Origin of the sequence: Gluconobacter morbifer G707 (assembly GCF_000234355.1) — a bacterium.
Lineage (GTDB): Bacteria > Pseudomonadota > Alphaproteobacteria > Acetobacterales > Acetobacteraceae > Gluconobacter > Gluconobacter morbifer.
Window position 1 is genome coordinate 691,761 of the sequence record NZ_AGQV01000001.1, and the last position, 18,495, is coordinate 710,255.

Genomic DNA, 18,495 nt, shown 5'->3' on the forward strand with positions numbered 1-18,495 from the left:
TGATGGAAAAGCGGATCGACCGGCGAATGTTTCTCGGAGGAGCCACCAGCCTAGCCGGGGGGGCGTTCCTGTGCAATTCCGCACACGCGCAAGATATGCCATATCCGCTGGCGCGTCTGCGCCCGGGTCGCCCGATGCATGAGCCGATCGCCCTGACACTGACAGGGCTCAACGGGGCCACGCGTTCGCTGACGCAGGAGCGGGGAAGACCGTTCCTCCTACATCTGTGGGCGACCTGGTGCGGCCCGTGCAAGGAAGAGCTTCCTGCCCTGAACCGGTTTCTGGGCGTTGCCGGTCAGGATCATACCGTCGTGCCGGTTGCGGTCGCCAGCCCTCTCCCGAAGGTTGAAGCCTATCTGCAAGCCGGGAATCTCCCGGGCATCCAGCCTTGGACGGTTGACCTCCATGCCCTGACGCAGTGGCTTGCTCTGCCGCAGCCCAGTCTGCCCATGACCTGCTTTATGGATGCACAGGGGCGACTGCGCGCCTCTGTGGAAGGGCCGGTGAACTGGGGCGCGGCCGATGCGGTGGACGTGTTTCATAACCTTGTTGCCAGTCTGGAAAAGTGAAGCCACCCGATCACACAGCGCTGCGACGCAGAAGCCTTGCTGCAGGGATTCTGGCGCTGGGTGGTGTTTCAGCCGTTGTGGGTGCGCGTTGGGCCGGGCGTCAGGGGGAATCGCTGGGAGACCTGAAACCCTGTGCCCGTCAGGGGCGTCCGGTCAGCCTGACACTTTCGGGGCCGGAAGGCCGGACCCTGTCGCTGACCCGTCAGCAGGGCGCACCGTTCCTGCTGCATGTCTGGGCGACATGGTGTGCGCCCTGCCTTCGGGAACTGCCGCGGCTTGAGGCTTTTTTTCAGCGCTGGGGAGCAGACTGTCCGGTTATTCCTATCGCACTCCAGAGCGGCTCGCCGGAGGCGGTCCAGACATTTCTTCATCGCAGGGCACTGGATCATGTTCCGGCCTGGACGATCTCGGCGGAGGTGTTTGGAAACTGGATAGGGCGGAGCGCGGCGGGCGTTCCGGTAACGATCCTTATCGACGACAAGGGATACAGGCGGGCTGCTTCCGGAGGCAGCATGGCCTGGAATGACACTGGTGCGGGTCCCGCCTTGCGGCACGTCCTGATGGAAGCCCGCTCGTAAGGGATCGGACAGTTTCGGGTCGGGCGGCCGTTCCCTCTGTATCCGAGGACCAGTCGTTTGGGAACAGTCACGGTCTGCTATTGTCACTGTTCCGGACTGCATGAAGACATACGGTCTTCTATGATCAAGGTGCTGAACAGTCCGCACTGTGTTCCTGACGAAACGGAAGCAAAGGTCGCCATGCTCTCTTGCGAAGTCTTGCACAGACCATTTCGGCCATCGGGAGACAGGGCCGCTATACGCGTCATGGGCTGTATGGACTGGTCTGCAAAGGCTGTCCGCCATACGGTAGAGGTTCCAGCCAGATAAAGGCGAACCTGAAAGCGAAAGAGTCGATGTCTGTTTCCCTGCTTGGCGCCAGCGATCCTGCGCCATTTCTCGTGTTTCCGGAAAAAGTTCCGTCACCCTTCGTTCTGGTCAGCGATCATGCCGGACGGGCCGTTCCCGAAGTGCTGGGAATGCTGGGTGTGGACGCGGAAGACTGGGAGCGGCATATCGCCTGGGATATCGGGATCGTCGGGGTAGGGCGCAGACTGCACGAGGCGCTGGGGGCGACCCTGATCGAGCAGGTTTATTCCCGTCTTGTCATTGACTGCAACCGCGCTCCGGGACATCCCACCTCCATCCCCCATGTCAGTGACCGTACGCCCATTCCCGGCAACCGCGAAGCGCCGGAGAGCTGCCGTGAGCGACGGGAGCGGGAGATCCTGCATCCCTATCATGACGCCATTCAGGAAGTCCTGACCGAACGTGGTGACCGGCCCACTGCCCTGATCGCCCTGCACAGTTTCACACCGGAGATGAATGGCGTTGAACGTCCCTGGCAGATCGGCATCCTGCATAACCGGGACAGCCGGATGGCGCGTGTGATGCTTGACCTTCTGAAAGCGGAAGATCTGTGTGTTGGTGATAACGAGCCCTATGTTCTCACGGATGTATCGGACTATACGGTGCCGCGCCATGCGGAGGCCGCTGGCCTGCCTTATCTTGAAATTGAAATCCGGCAGGATCTGATCGCCGGGGAGGAGGGGCAGCGTGACTGGGCTGATCTGCTGGCGCATCTTCTGCCCCGCGTCTGGGAGACACTTGCAGTATGATTGATGGACATACCAGCCTGGCAGGCGTGATGGGCTGGCCGGTGGAACATTCCCGCTCGCCCCTCCTGCATAATCACTGGTGCCGGGTGGCGGGCGTCAACGGGGCTTATGTTCCGCTGCCCACGCGCCCCGGGGTTTTCGATGAGGCCCTGAAAGGACTGGCGGCGGCCGGGTTCCGTGGCGTGAACGTCACCATTCCGCACAAGGAAGCCGCCATGCGGGCCTGTGACGAACTGACGGATGTGGCGAAGCGGGCCGGGACCGTGAACACCATCCGCTTCACCGACGGACGGATCGTCGGGGACTGTACGGACGGCACCGGTTTCTGTGACAACCTGACGGCGCATGGGGTTGCGATCGAAGGGCGGGCCCTGGTTCTGGGCGCCGGGGGCGCTGCGCGGGCGGTAGCGGCGGCTCTGCTGGACCGGGGATGCGAGGTGGTCGTGGCTAACCGCACGCTGGAACGGGCCGAAAATCTGGTGGAAGCGCTGGAGGGTGGCGAAGCTCTGCCCTGGTTCGAATGGCCGTCCCTGCTGTCAGGCTGCTCCCTGCTGGTGAATGCGACATCCCTTGGCATGAACGGCAGGACGGACATGGACTGGGAAGCGGCGCTCCGTCAGGCCAGTCCCGCCCTGTGTGTGACGGATATTGTCTATACGCCGCGGGAGACACCGCTCCTGAAAGCCGCACAGGCGCGTGGCCTGAAAACAGTGGATGGGCTGGGAATGCTGATCCATCAGGCCCGTGCCGGGTTCAGGGCATGGTTCGGCGTTGATCCCGTGGCGGATGAGGAGACATTCGCGCTTCTGGCGGCATCCCTGCGCTGATTCATGAAGATCATTGGTCTGACAGGCGGCATGGCTGCAGGGAAAAGCACGGTGGCGGCCCTGTTCCGCAGGGCCGGCGTGCCGGTTTTTGATGCCGATGCCTGTGTGCGCACTCTTCAGGCGCCGGGTGGACAGGCACTCCCGGCGATTGCGGCCGCGTTTCCGGGGACGGTCCGGGACGACAGGCTTGACCGTGCGGCGCTGCGTGCAGTGGTTGTCGGGCAGCCGGATGCGCTGCAACGCCTTGAACATATCATGCACCCGCTGGTTCGAAAGGCGCGCGCACGTTTCCTCCGGCAGTGCAGAGCGCGGAAATGCCGGGCCTGCGTGCTGGATATTCCTCTTCTCATGGAAATCGGAGAGGATCGGAACTGTGATGTCGTGGTGGTGGTCGAGGCGCCGATGGGAACGCGCCTTTCCCGCATCCGCCAGCGGGGGAAGGGAGGAGCGCGCATGAGCGTTGAGGACGCCAGGGCGCTTCTGTTGCGGCAGATGTCCGATCATGAGCGCAGACGCCGGGCGCACATCGTGATACGAACCGGTCTGTCCCGTGGAGCGGCTGTCAGGCAGGTCCACGCCCTGTTGCACCGCCTTCGTGAGGGGTCATGAAACGCTCCATTCTGTTCGATACGGAAACCACCGGCTTTGATCCGGACCAGGGAGACCGGATCATCGAGATCGCGGCCCTTGAACTGATCGACGATCTGCCGACCGGCCGGCATTACCATGTCCTGGTCCACCCGGAGCGGGACATTCCGCCCGAGGCGACGAAAGTGCATGGTTTCCGGATCGAGGATCTTGAAGGAAAGCCGAAATTCGCGGAGGTCGCGGAGGATTTTCTGGCGTTCGTCGGGGACAGTCCGCTGATTGCTCATAATGCACGGTTCGACTTCAAGTTCGTGAATGCCGAACTGCAACAGTGTGGTCGCCGGCCTCTGGATTATGCCAGTCGCGCCATCGACACGGTGGAGATGGCGCGCAGGAAATATCCCGGGATGCCTGCCAGCCTTGATGCGCTCTGCCGTCGTTTTGGCATCGATCTCTCGGATCGTGGCACCCATAACGCGCTTCTGGACTGCCGGCTTCTGGCGGATGTGTATGTTGAGCTCATGGGAGGGCGTCAGCGCGGGCTGGGTCTGGCGGGCCCCTCCCGTAACAGGGGGCTGGCCGGGAACATCAACCCGTTGGAAGGGCGCGCGCCGCGGCCGATGGCTCCCCCGTCCGACGCGGAGCTGGCGGCCCATACGGCTTTCGTGGATACGATCAAGGACCCCGTATGGCGTCGCGCCTGATGCGGATCCTGTTCATCACGTCGAACCGCTTGGGAGATGCCGTTATTTCCACCGGCGTTCTGGATGCGTTGCAGTGCCGTTATCCTTCCGCCGTCTTTACCGTCGTATGCGGGCCGGTGGCGGCAGGCCTGTTCACGCCCGATCCGCGCTGTGAGCAGGTCATTACCATGGAAAAGCGGCGTTATGACCGGCACTGGCTGGATCTCTGGACGCAATGTGTGTGGACGCGCTGGTTCATGGTGGTCGATCTGCGGGGGTCGCTGCTTGGACTGACGCTCCGGGCCAGCCGCCGGCTCATCGTGCGGGGTGGGCGCAGGCCGGGGCGCCGTATCGAACATCTGGGACGGGCGCTGGGCTATCGCCGTATTCCCATGCCCCGCGTCTGGACCTCGGCAGAGCAGGAAGCGTCTGCCGCGCGTCTGCTGCCTCCCGGGAACTGGCTTGCCCTGGGACCAACCGCCAACTGGGATGGGAAGATCTGGCCGCCGGAGCGTTTCGTGGCGCTGGCGGACAGTCTTCGCGCCGAAGGATTATGGCCCGTGGTGTTCTACGGACCGGGACAGCAGGAAAAGGCGCGTGCCCAGCCGGTTCTTGATGGCTTGCCGGATGCGCTGGATCTCGGGGGTGACCGCCCGCTGGGAGAGGTTGCGGCCCTTCTGCGGCGTTGCCGTCTGTTCGTCGGGAATGATTCCGGTCTGATGCATCTGGCCGCCGCTGCCGGGACGCCGACGCTGGGTCTGTTCGGTCCCTCCCGTGCCACGGAATATGCGCCAGCCGGGCCTTCTGCGCGTTTTGTCGAGGCGCCGGGACCGGAAGGACATGCGCCGATTTGCGGTCTGGGCGAGGCAACCGTGCTGGGTGTCGCGCGCTCCCTGCTGCATGAAAACGCCCCTTCCGTTTCGTCTGCCCGCATTCCCTGACTTGAAGCGCTGCCCCTCTTGCCCGATAGAGGGTGCATGATTGCCCCGCAGCCGTCCGCTTTGCCACGTCACACCCTGTCTTCCAGCCATCGCGGGCGGGTGGCGCATGTCATGGCCGGCGCGGCGCGTGGTGGGGCGGAACTGTTCTTCGAGCGCCTCTCCATTGCCCAGACACAGGATGGCCGATCTGTCCGCGCCATGATCCGTCACGACAGGGACCGCCATGCCCGCCTCGAAGCGGCTGGCGTGGAGACGCGGACCTACCGGTTCGGGGGGCTGCTAGATCTGGGCACCACTCCGGCATTGCGGCGGAGCCTGCGGGACTTCCAGCCGGATATGGTCGTGGCGTGGATGAGCCGTGCCGCCCGGCTTGTTCCCGCCGGGCCATGGCGCCTCGCCGGACGTCTGGGAGGGTATTATGATCTGTCCAACTATCGGCGGTGCGATCATCTGATCGGGAATACCCGGGGGCTGGCCCGCTGGATGGTGGAGCAGGGATGGCCGGAACAGCGGGTGCATTACCTCCCGAATTTCGCAACGGATTTCTCGTCCGTTAAACCCGGTCGTCCTGACTTTCTGCCGGACAATGTTCCGTTCGTGCTGGCGCTGGGGCGGCTGCATGAGAACAAGGCGTTCGATGTCCTGATTCGCGCCATGAGGCATCTGCCGCAGGTCCATCTTGTTATCGCAGGAGAAGGTCAGGAACGGGGCGCACTCGAAAAGCTGGCGCATGGGGAAGGCGTGGCGGCGCGTGTTCATCTGCCGGGCTGGATGGCCGAGACCGGTCCCTGGCTGCGGGCCTGTGACGTGCTGGTGTGTCCCTCCAGGATCGAACCGCTCGGGAATGTTGTGATCGAGGCGCTTTCGGCTGGCGTGCCCGTGGTGGGAAGTGCCATTCAGGGCCCAAGGGAAATCCTCGAAGGGACGGAGGACGGACTTCTGGCGCCGGTCGAGGATGACGTGCGTCTGGCGGAGCAGATCGGGCGTGTTCTGGAGGACAAGGCCCTGAACCGTCGTCTGCGTCGTAACGGCCGGATGCGGTTCGAGCGGGAATTCGCACAGGATATCGTCATGGCCCGGTGGTCTGCCTTCCTTGACGGGGGGCGGGGCTGATGTGTGGCATTGCGGGTGTTTCCTGCCTTCCCGGGCACCGGCCGGATCAGGCGGCGCTGGACCGGATGTCACAGGCCATTTTCCATCGTGGGCCGGACGGAGAGGGGCGACTGGATCTCGCGGGGGCCGGCCTGCGTCACAGACGTCTTTCGATCGTGGATATTGCCGGGGGAAAGCAGCCTTTTGTCCTCGGGGATGCCGCTCTGGTCGCGAATGGGGAGATCTACAACGATCCGCAGATCCGAAGCCGCTTTCCGGAGCACTGCTTCCGGACGGGTAGTGACTGTGAGCCGCCGCTCCATCTCTGGCTGAGGGACGGTGCGGGTTATACGCATGAACTGCGTGGCATGTATGCGATTGCCGCTGTAGAGGATGAGCATGGCCAGCACGAAATGGTGCTGTCGCGCGATCCTTTCGGGATCAAGCCGCTGTATGTGGCGGAATATCCGGGTGGCATCGCATTCGCTTCCGAGGCCCAGGCCCTGCTCGCAGGCGGATATGGCCGACGCGAAGTCCTGACCAGCAGCCGTGATGAACTCCTCCAGCTTCAGTTCACAACCGGACAGGACACGGTTCTCGCAGGGATCCGTCGTCTCCTGCCGGGTGAGACCCTGCGTATTCTGGACGGGCGCATCGTGGAATCCCGGCGGCGTTATCCCCTGCGGGAAGCGGAGGACATCGTGCCGGCCGAACTGACGGATGAACAGGCCATCCGGCGTCTTGATGCGGCCCTGATGGACAGTGTGCACGCACATCTGCGGGCGGATGTTCCGCTGGGTCTTTTCCTGTCCGGTGGAATTGATAGCGCGACCATTCTGGCTGCGGCCCATCGTCTGGGGCTGCCTCACCCTCTGACATGGACGGCGCGTTTTGACAGCGGCGCGGCAGATGAGGCGGAGGCCGCGGCCGGGCTGGCGCACGCGGTCGGGGCGCAGCACCATGTCCTGACGGTCACGGAAGAGATGGTGTGGCGGGATCTGCCCCGGATCGTGAGCTGCATGGATGATCCGGCAGCTGATTATGCCATCATCCCGACATGGTTTCTCGCCCGGGAGGCGCGGCGGGACGTGACGGTCATCCTGAGCGGAGAAGGTGGCGACGAACTTTTTGCCGGGTACGGACGCTATCGCCGTGTGTTGAGGCCCTGGTGGCAGGGGGGGCGGTCGCCCTATCGCTCCGGGACGTTCGGGAAACGCTTTCCGGGGCGCAGCCAGCAATGGCGGGCCGGTTTGTCCGCCACGGAACTGGCGCTCGGTCTCGGCGGCCTGGAAGGAGCGCAGGCGCTGGACGTGGCGGAGTGGCTGCCGAATGATCTTCTGCTCAAGCTGGATCGCTGTCTGATGGCCCATTCGGCTGAAGGGCGCACGCCGTTGCTTGATCCGGTCGTGGCGAAGGCGGTCTGGCCGCTGGCGGCCCGGTTCAAGGTCCGGGACAGGTATGGCAAATGGCTGCTGCGGCGCTGGCTTGAAACGGCGCTGCCCGAGTCGCGTCCCTTCGCGCCCAAACAGGGCTTTACCGTTCCGATCGGACACTGGATCGAGCGATGGTCCAGACGGCTCGGTCCGCTCATGGCGCGACAGGACTGCATCCGTGCGTTGAATCTGCCGCTGGATGTCCGGTCCCTGTTCGAAACGGCCACACAACGCGGGCATGTCAGGCAGGCCTGGACGCTTCTGTTCTATGCCCTGTGGCATCGGCATCATATCGAAAACATTCCCGCTGATGGCGATGTTTTCGACACCCTCGATCGCGCCGCATAGACGCATATCTCCCTGAAAGACCAAAGGACCGAGCATGCATTACGATCTCATCATCCGTGGCGGGCGCTGCGTTTTCCCCTGGGGGGAGGCCGATGCCGATCTGGGGGTTCGGAACGGGAAGATCGTTTCTCTTTCCGTGACGGCGCAGGATGAGGCCGGACGTGTGATTGATGCGAAGGGACTGCATGTTCTTCCCGGGCTGATTGATTCCCATGTTCATCTGCGCGATCCGGGGAAACCGGAAGTAGAGACGCTGGAAACCGGGACGCGGGCTGCGGCCCTTGGCGGGGTGGCAACGGTTTTTGACATGCCGAATACGTCTCCGGCCGTTACGGACCGGACGATGCTGGAGTGGAAATACGACCATATCACGAAGACGGCACATGTGGATGTCGGCATGTATGTGGGGGCAACGCGCGAGAACACGCCGGATCTGGCCGAACTGGAACAGATGCCCGGTGTCTGTGCGATCAAGGTGTTTGCCGGATCGTCCACCGGCAACCTGATGATCGAGGATGATGCGGGGATCGAGGCCGTCATGCGTTCGGGGCATCGGCGGGTCTGTTTCCATTCCGAGGATGAGTACCGTCTCCAGGCGCGCAAATCGCTGTTCCATGAAGGTCAGCCTTACGAAACGCACAGTCTGTGGCGGGATGTGGAATGTGCCTTTCTCGGCACGCGCCGCATCGTGTCCATTGCGCACAAGACCAACCGTCCGGCCCATATTCTGCACACATCCACGGCGGAAGAACTGGAATATCTCGCGGATCACCGCGACATCTGCTCGGTAGAGGTTCTGGTGAACCATCTCTCACAGATTGCACCGGACTGTTATGAGAAGCTGGGCGGTCTGGCCGTCATGAACCCTCCCCTGCGGGACCGGCGGCACTATGAGGCAAGCTGGCAGGCCGTGCGGGATGGGCGTGTGGACGTCGTGTCTTCCGATCATGCGCCGCATCCGCTGGATGCCAAGCGTCTGCCCTGGCCAAAATGTCCGTCCGGCCTGACCGGCGTGCAGACGATCGTTCCGGTTATGCTGGATCACGTCAATGCCGGACGGCTTTCCCTTTCGCGGCTGGTGGATCTGATGGCGGCGGGTCCGGCCCGGATCTACGGTCTTCAGACCAAAGGGCGTTTGGCCGTCGGGTTCGATGCGGATTTCACGCTCGTGGACATGCAGGCTCAGCGCACGATTACCAATGACTGGATCGCGTCTCCCGTGGGCTGGACGCCATTTGACGGAACCTCCGTCAAGGGCTGGCCCATGGCGACCATCGTGCGGGGGACGGTTGTCATGGAGAATGATGCCGTGACCGGAAGCGCGACGGGACGTCCTGCCAAATTTGCGCCTTGATCAGGCGATAGGGGGCGCGCCGCTTCGATCATGAAAGGGAGCTTTATGAGTCGTTCCGTCATCGCCCTGTGCGGCCTGTCTCTTCTGGCCGTACTGTCCACCAGCGTCGTTCAGGCGGCCGAATCCTCCTGGACGGCCGCCAAATGCGGCGCCGAACCACAGGCTCCTGCCATCAAGGCCGGAACCGTGGCGCAGTACAATGACAGTGTGGATCGCGTAACGGCTTACGAAAAGGCTGCCCGGGCCTACAACGCCTGCGTCTCGGGGCAGGCCAACCGGGAAGAGACGGCCATCAGCCAGGAAGCCAGTGCGAAAATCTCGCATATTCATGCGGGAAGCGCGGCCGTGCAGGGTCATATCGCCGCCAGCTTCCAGAAACTCTCCACCGAACTGACGACGGCCGGACGCAAGCTGGGTCATCACTGATCCTTCTGCCTGTGGGTGTTGCTTACTGACCCATGCGTTCCTGATTCTGTAATGGAGTCAGGGATGTGGGTCCTTCATAGGTCTGACGGGCGACATTCGGCATCAGGTCCGGCCGGGCATAACATTCCGTACCCTCGAAGCTGGTCGTGCAGTAAGGCTGTGGAGGCGGCGGTCCGATTGGGCGGGCACAGAAGCTGTCTCCGTCATAGAGATAGGCCGTGCTGCAATCCTTTCCCGTCACGGCGGATGCCAGGCGATCCGGGGCGCAGGCGGTCAGAAGGGCGAAGGGGAGCAGCAGGATCAGGGCGCGCTTCATCATAGGAAGGTTCTGAGCCGGTTCCGGTTAAGGAAGTCTGAAGACCGGATGTTTTTTCTGTTGCGGTATGATTTTCCCTCAATGCATATCCTCTCGGGCGGAGAGAAGCGGAATGCGACCGCCGGGGGAAACTGTGGGGAACAGTTTGCCGCGGGCAGGCGGCGGCTGTATGGTTCCGCGAACAGTTTGAAGACCGATCCAGCAGGGGACCAGGTGGCGGACGATTTCATCGCAGACGTGAATAGCGAAATTCAGGCACAGCGCCTGCGTGCCATGGCGCGACGTGTTGGTGGCATCGTGGCCGCCGTGATCGTTGTCGGAGCCGTTGGAGGCGGGTTGTGGGGATGGAATGTCCATTCCCGCCATGAGGCCCAGCGGCTGGCTTCGGCCCAGTATTTCGGGGCCGTGCAGAGCCTGTCCGATCCCAAGCATGACGCGGCGGCAACCCGGAAGGCCGAGACGGAATTCCAAGATTTAACCGATCATGGCCCGGTGGGCGTGCGCGCCTATGCGGGGTTGCGTCTGGCAGATCTGAAGGCGCACGACCACGACATGGTGGCGGCCCTGAAGTCCTGGAATGCCGTTGCGGCGGATGACAGGGCCGAGCCGGCCCTGCGCAGCATGGCACGATACATGGCGTTGAATGCCCAGACGGACACGGCTGACCCGAAGACTCTGCGTGCGGGGTATGAAGCGCTTGTCCAGAACGGTGGCGGCTGGTCCGCGCTCGCACAGGAAGGGCTGGTCGCGCTGGACCTGCGTCCCGGCGCGACGCCTGACCAGCAGAAAGAGGCGCACCGTCTCCTGACCCAGATCGTGAGCAGCAATACCGCGACAGAGGGAACCCGTGCACGGGCGCAGGCCCTCCTCGAAACCTTTGGAGACGCTGGTTGATGCGCCGTCCTGACTGTTTGTCCCTGTCTTCCATGAACCGTCGCTCTCTTCTGCGGACGGCCTGTTCCGGGGTGGCTGTCGCGGCCCTTGGCGGGTGCAGCCTGTTCGAGGATGACAAGAAGCCGACCCTGGCCGGTCATCGCGTCAATATCCTTTCCACCGGTGCCGGTCTGACCGTGGACAAGGATGACCATACCCCGATCCGGCTAGCCCCTGTTCAGGCCGTGAGCGAATGGCTTCAGGCTGAACGGACCCCTGACCATGTTGCGGTCAATGCGCAGTGGAAGGGGCCCCAGCTGACATGGAGCCATTCCGTCGGCGCGAACACCGATCCCGCAAGCATGCTGTCCATGATCGCGATCATGCCCAACAACCGTGGCGCCATTCAGTCGCCTCCTGTTATCGGGAACGGGCGTCTCTTCACGACTGACGCGCAGGGTGTGGTCAAGGCCTGGACCTGGCCGGGGCGCAGGCATCTGTGGACGCGTCAGCCCGCACCGAAAAATTCCCGGTCCACCAATATCGGCGGTGGTCTCGCGCTGGATGGGGACACGCTCTACATCGTGGATGGTGTGGCGCAGGCGCTGGCCGTGGATGCGGAGACCGGAAAACCTCACTGGGTCGTGAATCTGGGAACGCCTGGCCGTTCCGCTCCGACGGTGGCGGAAGGTCTGGTTGTCTTCGGCACCATTGATGAACGGCTGTTCGCGCTGGACGCCAAGACCGGCCGTCAGATCTGGACCTATCAAGCGACGGCTGCCGACACGGTCATCTTCGGACAGGCCGCGCCGGCTCTCGTGGATGGTGTTGTCCTGGCCGGGTTTGGCAGTGGTGACCTCGTGGCCTTGCGTGCCACGTCTGGCGAGATGGTCTGGAGTGACAGTCTGGGTGGCGCCAACGGCATGGGCGCCATGCTCGATTTCTCGTGTATTCGTGGAGCGCCCGTCATCATTGACGGTACGGCTTATGCCGTTTCGCTTGCAAATGTTCTTGTGTCGATCGACATGCGCTCGGGACGTCGTCTGTGGGAGCGGGAGATCAGCGGGCAGAATCCGCTCGTGATCTGTGGAGACTGGCTGTATGTCCTCTCTACTGACCAGCAGCTGGCCTGTCTGGACCGTCTGTCCGGACATGTGCGCTGGATCACGCAGCTGCGTCGTTTCCGGCGGGAATCCGTCCAGAAGGATGCGGTGAACTGGGTGGGGCCGGTGCTGGCCGAGGGCAAGCTGGTCTGTTTCTCGAACCTGCCGCCGGAAGGCATGGCTGTTGTGAATGCCGTGACTGGCGAATTTGAAATGCGCCGCAAGACAACCGCGCCGTGCGAAGTGCAGCCCATTGTCTGTGACGGACATGTACTGACGCTTTCGCAGGATGCTGTCCTGCGGGCCTATGGCTGAACGAATGACCTCTGAGAACCTGCCCGTCGTTGTTATCGCCGGGCGCCCGAATGTCGGGAAATCCACTCTTTTCAACCGTCTTGTCGGGCGGCGTCAGGCCATCGTGTCTGACATGCCGGGTGTTACCCGTGACCGCAAGGAGGGGGAAGCCCTGCTGCGCGGGCGCAGGGTCCGGCTGATCGATACGGCCGGGCTGGAAGAAGCTGCGCCGGACACGCTGTTCGGCCGCATGCGTGCGTCTTCGGAATCTGCTGTTGGTATGGCGGATCTGGTGCTGTTCTGCATTGATGCCCGCTCGGGCATCACGCCGGCGGACGCGCATTTCGCCCAGTGGCTGCGGCGGCAGAACCGCCCCGTGCTGCTGATTGCGAACAAGGCCGAAGGGCAGGCCGGGACGAATGCGGCGTTGGAAGCCTATTCGCTCGGTCTGGGGACACCTCTGGCTCTGTCCGCCGAGCATGGCGAGGGGATTGCGGATCTGATGGGCGCGATCGCCGAGCGCCTGCCGCCGGAAGAGCGCCGGAAACGCCCGAAACCGCCACCTCCCGTTGAAGGGGAAGGCGGCGTGGAGCAGGAAGAGGAACGACCCGCCGGCCCGCTGCGTCTGGCGATCATCGGCCGTCCGAATGCTGGAAAGTCCACGCTGCTGAACTGTCTGCTGGGCGAGGAGCGCATGATTACCGGGCCGGAAGCCGGGCTGACCCGTGATTCCGTCTCGGTTGACCTGCATGATGATGTCGGTCCGATCCGGCTGGTTGATACGGCAGGGATGCGCAAGCGCGCCCGGGTGGAGCAGTCGCTGGAGCGGATGTCCGTTTCTGCTTCGATCGAGGCTCTGAAAATGGCGGAGGTGGTCGTTCTGGTCATTGACGCCACGCTGGGCGTTCATGAGCAGGATCTTCAGATCGGCCGCCTGATCGAGCGGGAAGGGCGCGCCTGCGTCATTGCCCTGAACAAATGGGATGCGGTCGAGGACAGGAACGCGACACGCAAGGCGATTCTGGACCGGCTGGAAATATCCCTGGCGCAGGTTCGCGGGATTCCGGTGGTGACGTTCTCGGCCCTGACGGGAGCGGGGGTTCAGCGTCTGCTGCCTGCAGTGCGTAATGTTTACGAGATCTGGAATTCCCGCGTGACCACCGGTGAACTCAACCGCTGGTTCGAGGATGCCCTGGAGCGTCACCAGCCGCCGCTGGTAGATGGGCGCCGCCTCAAGCTGCGGTACATGACGCAGGCCAAGAGCCGTCCGCCGACGTTCATCCTGTTCGGGACGCGGGCGGAACAGTTGCCGGATTCCTATAAACGCTATCTAGTCAATGGACTACGGGAGACATTTCACATGCCGGGCGTTCCCATCCGGCTTCAGCTACGGGGTACGAAGAACCCCTATGCGGAGAAATGATCATCTATTTCCGTTCGCGTTGAACGCATCGGGAAAACGGAACAATAACTTTCCGTGTCTTGCCTCCTGTGTCGGGGCGGGACATTCTTCCCCAGACATGACGCATCTTTTTCAATGAGAAGACAGGCTATGTCTGCGGATCGCGATGGATAATCAGGTGAGGACCCGAAGGTATGGCAGAAATCGCTTCGATCCGAAGTGACGAAGACGCTGGCAGTCCTCATCGAAGCACCGCCCGGGCAACAACGCTGGCAATCCTTGCAGCTCTCGCAGGCCTGATGTTTGGTCTGGATACAGGCGTGGTTGCCGGCGCGCTGCCCTTTATCGCTACAGATTTTCACGCCACTGACACCCTTCAGGGATGGATCGTTTCGTCCATGATGGCGGGGGCTGCCGTCGGATCGCTGTTTGCGGGGCGGGTCTCGGCCCGATTCGGGCGGACAGGGGCCATGCTGGGCGCGGCTGTCCTGTTTCTGACGGGGACATCGTTCTGTGCGCTGGCTCCTGCACCGACTGTCCTGATCATTGGCCGGCTCTTCCTCGGGCTGGCTGTGGGAATCGCGGCATTTGCCGCTCCGCTTTATATTTCTGAAATCACGATTGAGTCCGCCCGCGGGGCCATGATCTCGTTCTATCAGCTCATGGTTTCTTTAGGGATATTCCTGGCATTCGTGTCAGACAGTCTGCTGGCGTCTGGCGGGCACTGGCGGGTCATGCTTGGGGTTATGGCCATTCCCGCGAGCGGTTTTCTTGGAATCGTGCTGATCCTTCCCCATAGCCCGCGCTGGCTGATGATGAAGGGCGATACGGAGCGCGCACGACGCGTTCTGCATACGCTCCGTTCGGACCGGGAGGTTGCGGAGGCGGAACTGATGGACATCCAGTCCCGCCTCAGAAAAAGCAGTAATGCCGGTTTCGGACTGTTCAGGACCAATCCCAACTTCCGCAGAACGGTTTTTCTGGGGATGCTGCTTCAGATCATGCAGCAGCTCTCCGGGATCAACGCGCTCCTTTATTATGCCCCCCGTGTGTTTCAGGCTGCCCATTTCGGAGCGCACGCTTCCATCTGGGCGACAACGCTGGTCGGTCTCGTCAACATGACCTTCACAGGTGTCGCCATTGCATCCGTTGACCGGTGGGGACGGCGCCCGCTTCTGATCCTGAGCTGTGCGCTCGCGGCGTTCTCCCTTCTTGGCGTCGGCGTTCTGCTGGGGATCGGAGCGAGCAGTCTGGCATCCCAGCTTGCCTTGTGTGGTTTCGTGATCCTGTTCGTTGCCGGTTTTGCCATTGGGGAAGGCCCCCTGGTCTGGACCCTGTGCTCTGAAGTCCAGCCCACGCGGGGGCGGGATTTCGGGATTGGATGCTCCACCGTTACAAACTGGGTGGCCAACTGGGCGATTTCCTATACTTTCCCAGTCATCATGGCGGCTGTCGGGGCATCCCTGACCTTCCTGATGTTTGCCGTGTTTAACGGCCTTTTCATCCTGATGACGCTGTTTATGGTGCCAGAGACAAAAGGTGTCTCCCTCGAAAATCTGGAGACCAATCTTTTCGCAGGGAGACGTCTGCGTGACCTGGGGCAGTAGATCATCATGAAAGCAGCCACGACATCCGGTTTCGCAGAGGAATATGATCCGAAAAGGCACGCCGGACTTCACGGCGCCAGACGCATCAAGGCGATGTCGGCAGTGCTTCTGGCACTGATGCTTTCCATTCTTGATTACGCTATCGCCAATACGGCGCTTCCCTTCATTGCCCATGACCTGCATGCGTCCTCTTCCCGGGCCATTTGGGTTGTCAACGCTTACCAGATGGCCAGTCTTTCATGCCTGTTGCCTCTCGCCTCCATCGGTGCACGGGTTGGATTTGGCCGGATGAGCCAGGTGGGAATCGTCATTTTCCTCGTCTCTTCGGTAGCCTGCGCCGTTTCCCAGAATCTGCTGGAACTCACTCTTGCGCGTGCGCTCCAGGGAATTGGCGGGGCGTGCATCATGAGCGTCAACATCGCGCTCGTCCGGTTCATCTATCCCCATGCGGAACTGGGGCGCGGCATTGCCCTGAACGGGCTGTTCGTGGGGATTGGCGTGGCGCTTGGGCCGCCGCTGGGGTCGCTGATCCTGTCTCTGGCGCCCTGGCCCTGGATTTTCTGGATCAATCTTCCACTGGCACTGGCGGCGCTGGCACTGGCGCATTTTGCTTTGCCTGAGACTCCCCGCAGCAGCGTGCATGTCGATCTGGTTGGAGGCGCCCTGTGCGTTGCGTCCTTTGCCCTGACGGGAATCGGGCTGGATGAACTGATGCATGCCGAGTTCCTGCCCGGAGCCCTGCTGACAGGTGCGGCTCTGCTGTGCTGGGGAATGCTGCTGCACTATCAGCGGGAACGGCTGGAGCCGATCGTCCCTGTTGATCTGTTTCGCCGCCGTCCGTTTCTTTTGGCCTGTCTGGTCGGGTTCTTCGGGTTTGTCAGTTCAAACCTCTATATCGTCGCCATGCCGTTTACGCTGGCGACGACGTTTCATTGTGGACCGGGCATGATCGGCCTGCTGATCACACCCTGGGCAGTTGGGGTCGCGACCATGTCGTTCGTGGTCGGTCGGCTGGCGGACCGGTTTCCGGCTTCCATGCTGTCCTCGCTCGGACTGTTCATAACGGGGAGCGGTTTTTTCCTGCTGTGGGCACTGTCACCGGATGCGAGCAGTTTTTCCATCGCGTGGCGCACGCTGTTCGCAGGGTGCGGCTTTGGTCTGTTTCAGCCGCCCAACAATCGCGCCATTATGGTCACGGCGCCTCCGGGGCGTGAAGGTGGAGCCAGCGGCATGCTGTCCGTGGCGCGACTGGGGGGGCAGACGGTTGGCGCGCTGCTGGTGGCTGGGCTATTCACGGCTTTTCCCCATCCGGCCTTTATCTGCCTGTTCGGCGCCATGCTGGTTGCCCTGACGGGGTCTGCGCTCAGCTTTTGCCGGAAGTATGTTGCAGACTGAAGAGCGTGGTGGTGCGTATATCCGCGCTTTCCAGCGCCTGCGTGACGGGCACGTCCTGCTTCGTCAGGACGTCGAGTTCCATTTTCGGGGCATAATGACGGCCGGGATCGCAAAGCCAGACTTCGCGGTCCTTTGCGCATTCCAGGAGCCAGGGAACGATCCTTGCTGCCATGGGTTCGTTGTAACAGACATCGCCGATCACCAGCAGATCGCAGTCCGGGCGGATGCCGACGAGATCCCCCAGGCAGGGTGTGATGGAAACGGCGTTCAGTTCCGCGTTGAGCACTGTGGCCGATAGGGCCAGCGGGTCGATGTCGTTGGCGGTGACGCTGGCTGCTCCGGCCATGGCTGCGGCGATGGCGGCCATGCCACATCCGCAGGCGACATCCAGCACCCGTCTGCCACGCACGCGCTCCGGATTGTCGAGAATGAAGCGTGCGATCAGCTGGCTGCCCGGCCAGGCGAAAGCCCAGAAAGGCGGCTCCATGCCCATCTGTTCGAGATAGGTTTCGCTGGCCTGCCAGATGGGGGTGATGTCCGTTGCCAGATGCAGGGCGATTTCCGGAACAAGCGGGGCCTGTTCGATCATGGTGTTGGCTGTGATGAACGCGGCCGGGTCTTTCATCCAAAAAGCCGTCCAGCCACGAAAGCGAGCGCCAGAATCAGACCGATCGGGACATTGCGGCGGAAATCCCGCAGACAGGCAGGCGCATCGTGCGGATCGAGCAGACGGACCTGCTGGAGGAGAAAATACCCGGCCAGAAGGAAGGGTGGCCAGAAGACCCATGACAGACGGGCATGAATGGCCACGATGGCGAGCAGGACAAGCATTGCGCCATAACACGTGCCGATGAAGGGGCGTGCCCGCGTTTCCATCAGGCGTGACGTGGACCGCACGCCGATGCGGGCGTCATCGTCCATGTCCTGGAAACCATAGATCGTGTCGAAGCCGAGTTGCCAGACGATGACGGCGGCATAGAGCAGGAGGCCGTTGGCATCGAGGGAGCCCCCTGCGGCGGCATATCCCATTGGTGCGCCGAATCCGAAGGTGAAGCCCATGACGAGCTGCGGCCACCAGGTGACGCGCTTGGCCGCGGGATAGAGCGCGACCAGCAGAAGGGCCAGTGGTGCAAGTACCCAGCAGGCAAATGGCAGGCAGACCAGAACCCCCAGACCCATCAGCAGCAGCACGGCCAGCAGAAGCAGTCCCTGTTTGAGGGAAAGTGCGCCGCTGGCGAGAGGCCGTCCGGCTGTCCGGGTGACTTTCGCGTCGATGTCGCGGTCCCAGATGTCATTCACGACACAGCCGGCAGACCGCATGACCAGCGAACCGAACCCGAACAGAGCGGTGTCGAGAAGGCGCGTGCTTATGGTGGCATGAGGTGCGAGAAACAGGCCCCAGATGCCGGGCAGGAACAGCAGCCACGTTCCGACGGGCCGGTCCAGCCGCGCCAGAAGGGCATAGGAACGCCAGGGTTCGGGCAGGCGCGCGATGCGGCCTGTCAGGCGGATGTCGGTATGGGCGCGGGTCTGGCTCATGGAAAGGATGTGATGCGGCGCTGAAGTGCT

At 62.6% G+C, this 18,495-nt stretch carries 19 protein-coding genes; 16 read left to right on the plus strand and 3 right to left on the minus strand.

The genetic code is table 11. The annotated features are described in order from the left end of the window. Positions 1-26 precede the first annotated feature (26 nt). The 11 genes from GMO_RS03105 (at position 27) to GMO_RS03155 (ending at position 9,936) form a co-directional block, all read left to right on the plus strand. A complete protein-coding gene (locus tag GMO_RS03105) occupies positions 27-569 on the plus strand; it encodes a TlpA family protein disulfide reductase (RefSeq protein ID WP_245528414.1) in 543 nt (180 codons plus the stop codon). Further along, a complete protein-coding gene (locus GMO_RS03110; RefSeq protein WP_008850813.1) occupies positions 566-1,147 on the plus strand; it encodes a TlpA disulfide reductase family protein in 582 nt (193 codons plus the stop codon). Before GMO_RS03105 ends, GMO_RS03110 begins: the two co-directional genes overlap by 4 nt. 335 nt (positions 1,148-1,482) lie before the next feature. Then, positions 1,483-2,244 carry an N-formylglutamate amidohydrolase gene (locus GMO_RS03115; protein ID WP_008850814.1) on the plus strand — a complete coding sequence of 254 codons (762 nt, stop codon included), beginning with the start codon at positions 1,483-1,485 and terminating at the stop codon, positions 2,242-2,244. Further along, a complete protein-coding gene (locus GMO_RS03120) occupies positions 2,241-3,071 on the plus strand; it encodes a shikimate dehydrogenase (RefSeq protein WP_008850815.1) in 831 nt (276 codons plus the stop codon). The genes GMO_RS03115 and GMO_RS03120 overlap by 4 nt, the downstream gene beginning before the upstream one ends. A 3-nt stretch (positions 3,072-3,074) precedes the next feature. Continuing rightward, positions 3,075-3,680: a dephospho-CoA kinase gene (gene coaE, locus GMO_RS03125; RefSeq protein WP_008850816.1), complete on the plus strand. Its 606-nt coding sequence runs from the start codon at positions 3,075-3,077 to the stop codon at positions 3,678-3,680. Next, the gene (gene dnaQ / locus GMO_RS03130) at positions 3,677-4,363 is read left to right on the plus strand and encodes a DNA polymerase III subunit epsilon (RefSeq protein WP_008850817.1); all 687 of its coding nucleotides are present in this window, start codon (positions 3,677-3,679) and stop codon (positions 4,361-4,363) included. Before coaE ends, dnaQ begins: the two co-directional genes overlap by 4 nt. Continuing rightward, complete coding sequence (locus tag GMO_RS03135) at positions 4,363-5,283, plus strand: glycosyltransferase family 9 protein (RefSeq protein ID WP_050801400.1); 921 nt, start codon at positions 4,363-4,365, stop codon at positions 5,281-5,283. Before dnaQ ends, GMO_RS03135 begins: the two co-directional genes overlap by 1 nt. Before the next feature lie 36 nt (positions 5,284-5,319). Then, positions 5,320-6,396 (plus strand): glycosyltransferase, encoded by a 1,077-nt coding sequence (locus GMO_RS03140; protein ID WP_008850819.1) that lies wholly within the window; start codon positions 5,320-5,322, stop codon positions 6,394-6,396. Beyond that, positions 6,396-8,156: an asparagine synthase (glutamine-hydrolyzing) gene (gene asnB, locus GMO_RS03145; protein ID WP_008850820.1), complete on the plus strand. Its 1,761-nt coding sequence runs from the start codon at positions 6,396-6,398 to the stop codon at positions 8,154-8,156. Before GMO_RS03140 ends, asnB begins: the two co-directional genes overlap by 1 nt. A 34-nt stretch (positions 8,157-8,190) precedes the next feature. Further along, entirely contained in the window at positions 8,191-9,510 is a 1,320-nt protein-coding gene (locus GMO_RS03150) for a dihydroorotase (protein WP_008850821.1), read from the plus strand. A 45-nt stretch (positions 9,511-9,555) separates the two neighbouring features. Continuing rightward, on the plus strand, positions 9,556-9,936 hold the full coding sequence (locus GMO_RS03155) for a hypothetical protein (protein ID WP_008850822.1): 381 nt from the start codon (positions 9,556-9,558) through the stop codon (positions 9,934-9,936). Positions 9,937-9,958: 22 nt separating this feature from the next. On the opposite strand, the gene GMO_RS03160 is transcribed toward GMO_RS03155, so the two are convergent. Beyond that, positions 9,959-10,255 (minus strand): hypothetical protein, encoded by a 297-nt coding sequence (locus tag GMO_RS03160; protein ID WP_008850823.1) that lies wholly within the window; start codon positions 10,253-10,255, stop codon positions 9,959-9,961. Positions 10,256-10,465: 210 nt separating this feature from the next. On the opposite strand from GMO_RS03160, the gene GMO_RS03165 reads away from it, so the two are divergent. From GMO_RS03165 to GMO_RS03185, 5 genes are all read left to right on the plus strand, one after another. Continuing rightward, a complete protein-coding gene (locus GMO_RS03165; RefSeq protein WP_245528415.1) occupies positions 10,466-11,146 on the plus strand; it encodes a tetratricopeptide repeat protein in 681 nt (226 codons plus the stop codon). Continuing rightward, entirely contained in the window at positions 11,146-12,543 is a 1,398-nt protein-coding gene (locus GMO_RS03170; protein ID WP_008850825.1) for a PQQ-binding-like beta-propeller repeat protein, read from the plus strand. The genes GMO_RS03165 and GMO_RS03170 overlap by 1 nt, the downstream gene beginning before the upstream one ends. Before the next feature lie 4 nt (positions 12,544-12,547). After that, complete coding sequence (der, locus tag GMO_RS03175; protein WP_008850826.1) at positions 12,548-13,945, plus strand: ribosome biogenesis GTPase Der; 1,398 nt, start codon at positions 12,548-12,550, stop codon at positions 13,943-13,945. A gap of 173 nt (positions 13,946-14,118) precedes the next feature. Next, complete coding sequence (locus GMO_RS03180) at positions 14,119-15,531, plus strand: sugar porter family MFS transporter (RefSeq protein WP_008850827.1); 1,413 nt, start codon at positions 14,119-14,121, stop codon at positions 15,529-15,531. Between the two features lie 6 nt (positions 15,532-15,537). Further along, positions 15,538-16,926, plus strand: coding sequence for an MFS transporter (locus GMO_RS03185; RefSeq protein ID WP_008850828.1), 1,389 nt, complete (start codon positions 15,538-15,540; stop codon positions 16,924-16,926). On the opposite strand, the gene GMO_RS03190 is transcribed toward GMO_RS03185, so the two are convergent. Next, the gene (locus GMO_RS03190; RefSeq protein ID WP_008850829.1) at positions 16,895-17,551 is read right to left on the minus strand and encodes a class I SAM-dependent methyltransferase; all 657 of its coding nucleotides are present in this window, start codon (positions 17,549-17,551) and stop codon (positions 16,895-16,897) included. The two genes, GMO_RS03185 and GMO_RS03190, sit on opposite strands and share 32 nt — an antisense overlap. Next, complete coding sequence (gene ubiA / locus GMO_RS03195; protein ID WP_008850830.1) at positions 17,548-18,465, minus strand: 4-hydroxybenzoate octaprenyltransferase; 918 nt, start codon at positions 18,463-18,465, stop codon at positions 17,548-17,550. The genes GMO_RS03190 and ubiA overlap by 4 nt, the downstream gene beginning before the upstream one ends. Positions 18,466-18,495: the final 30 nt, after the last annotated feature.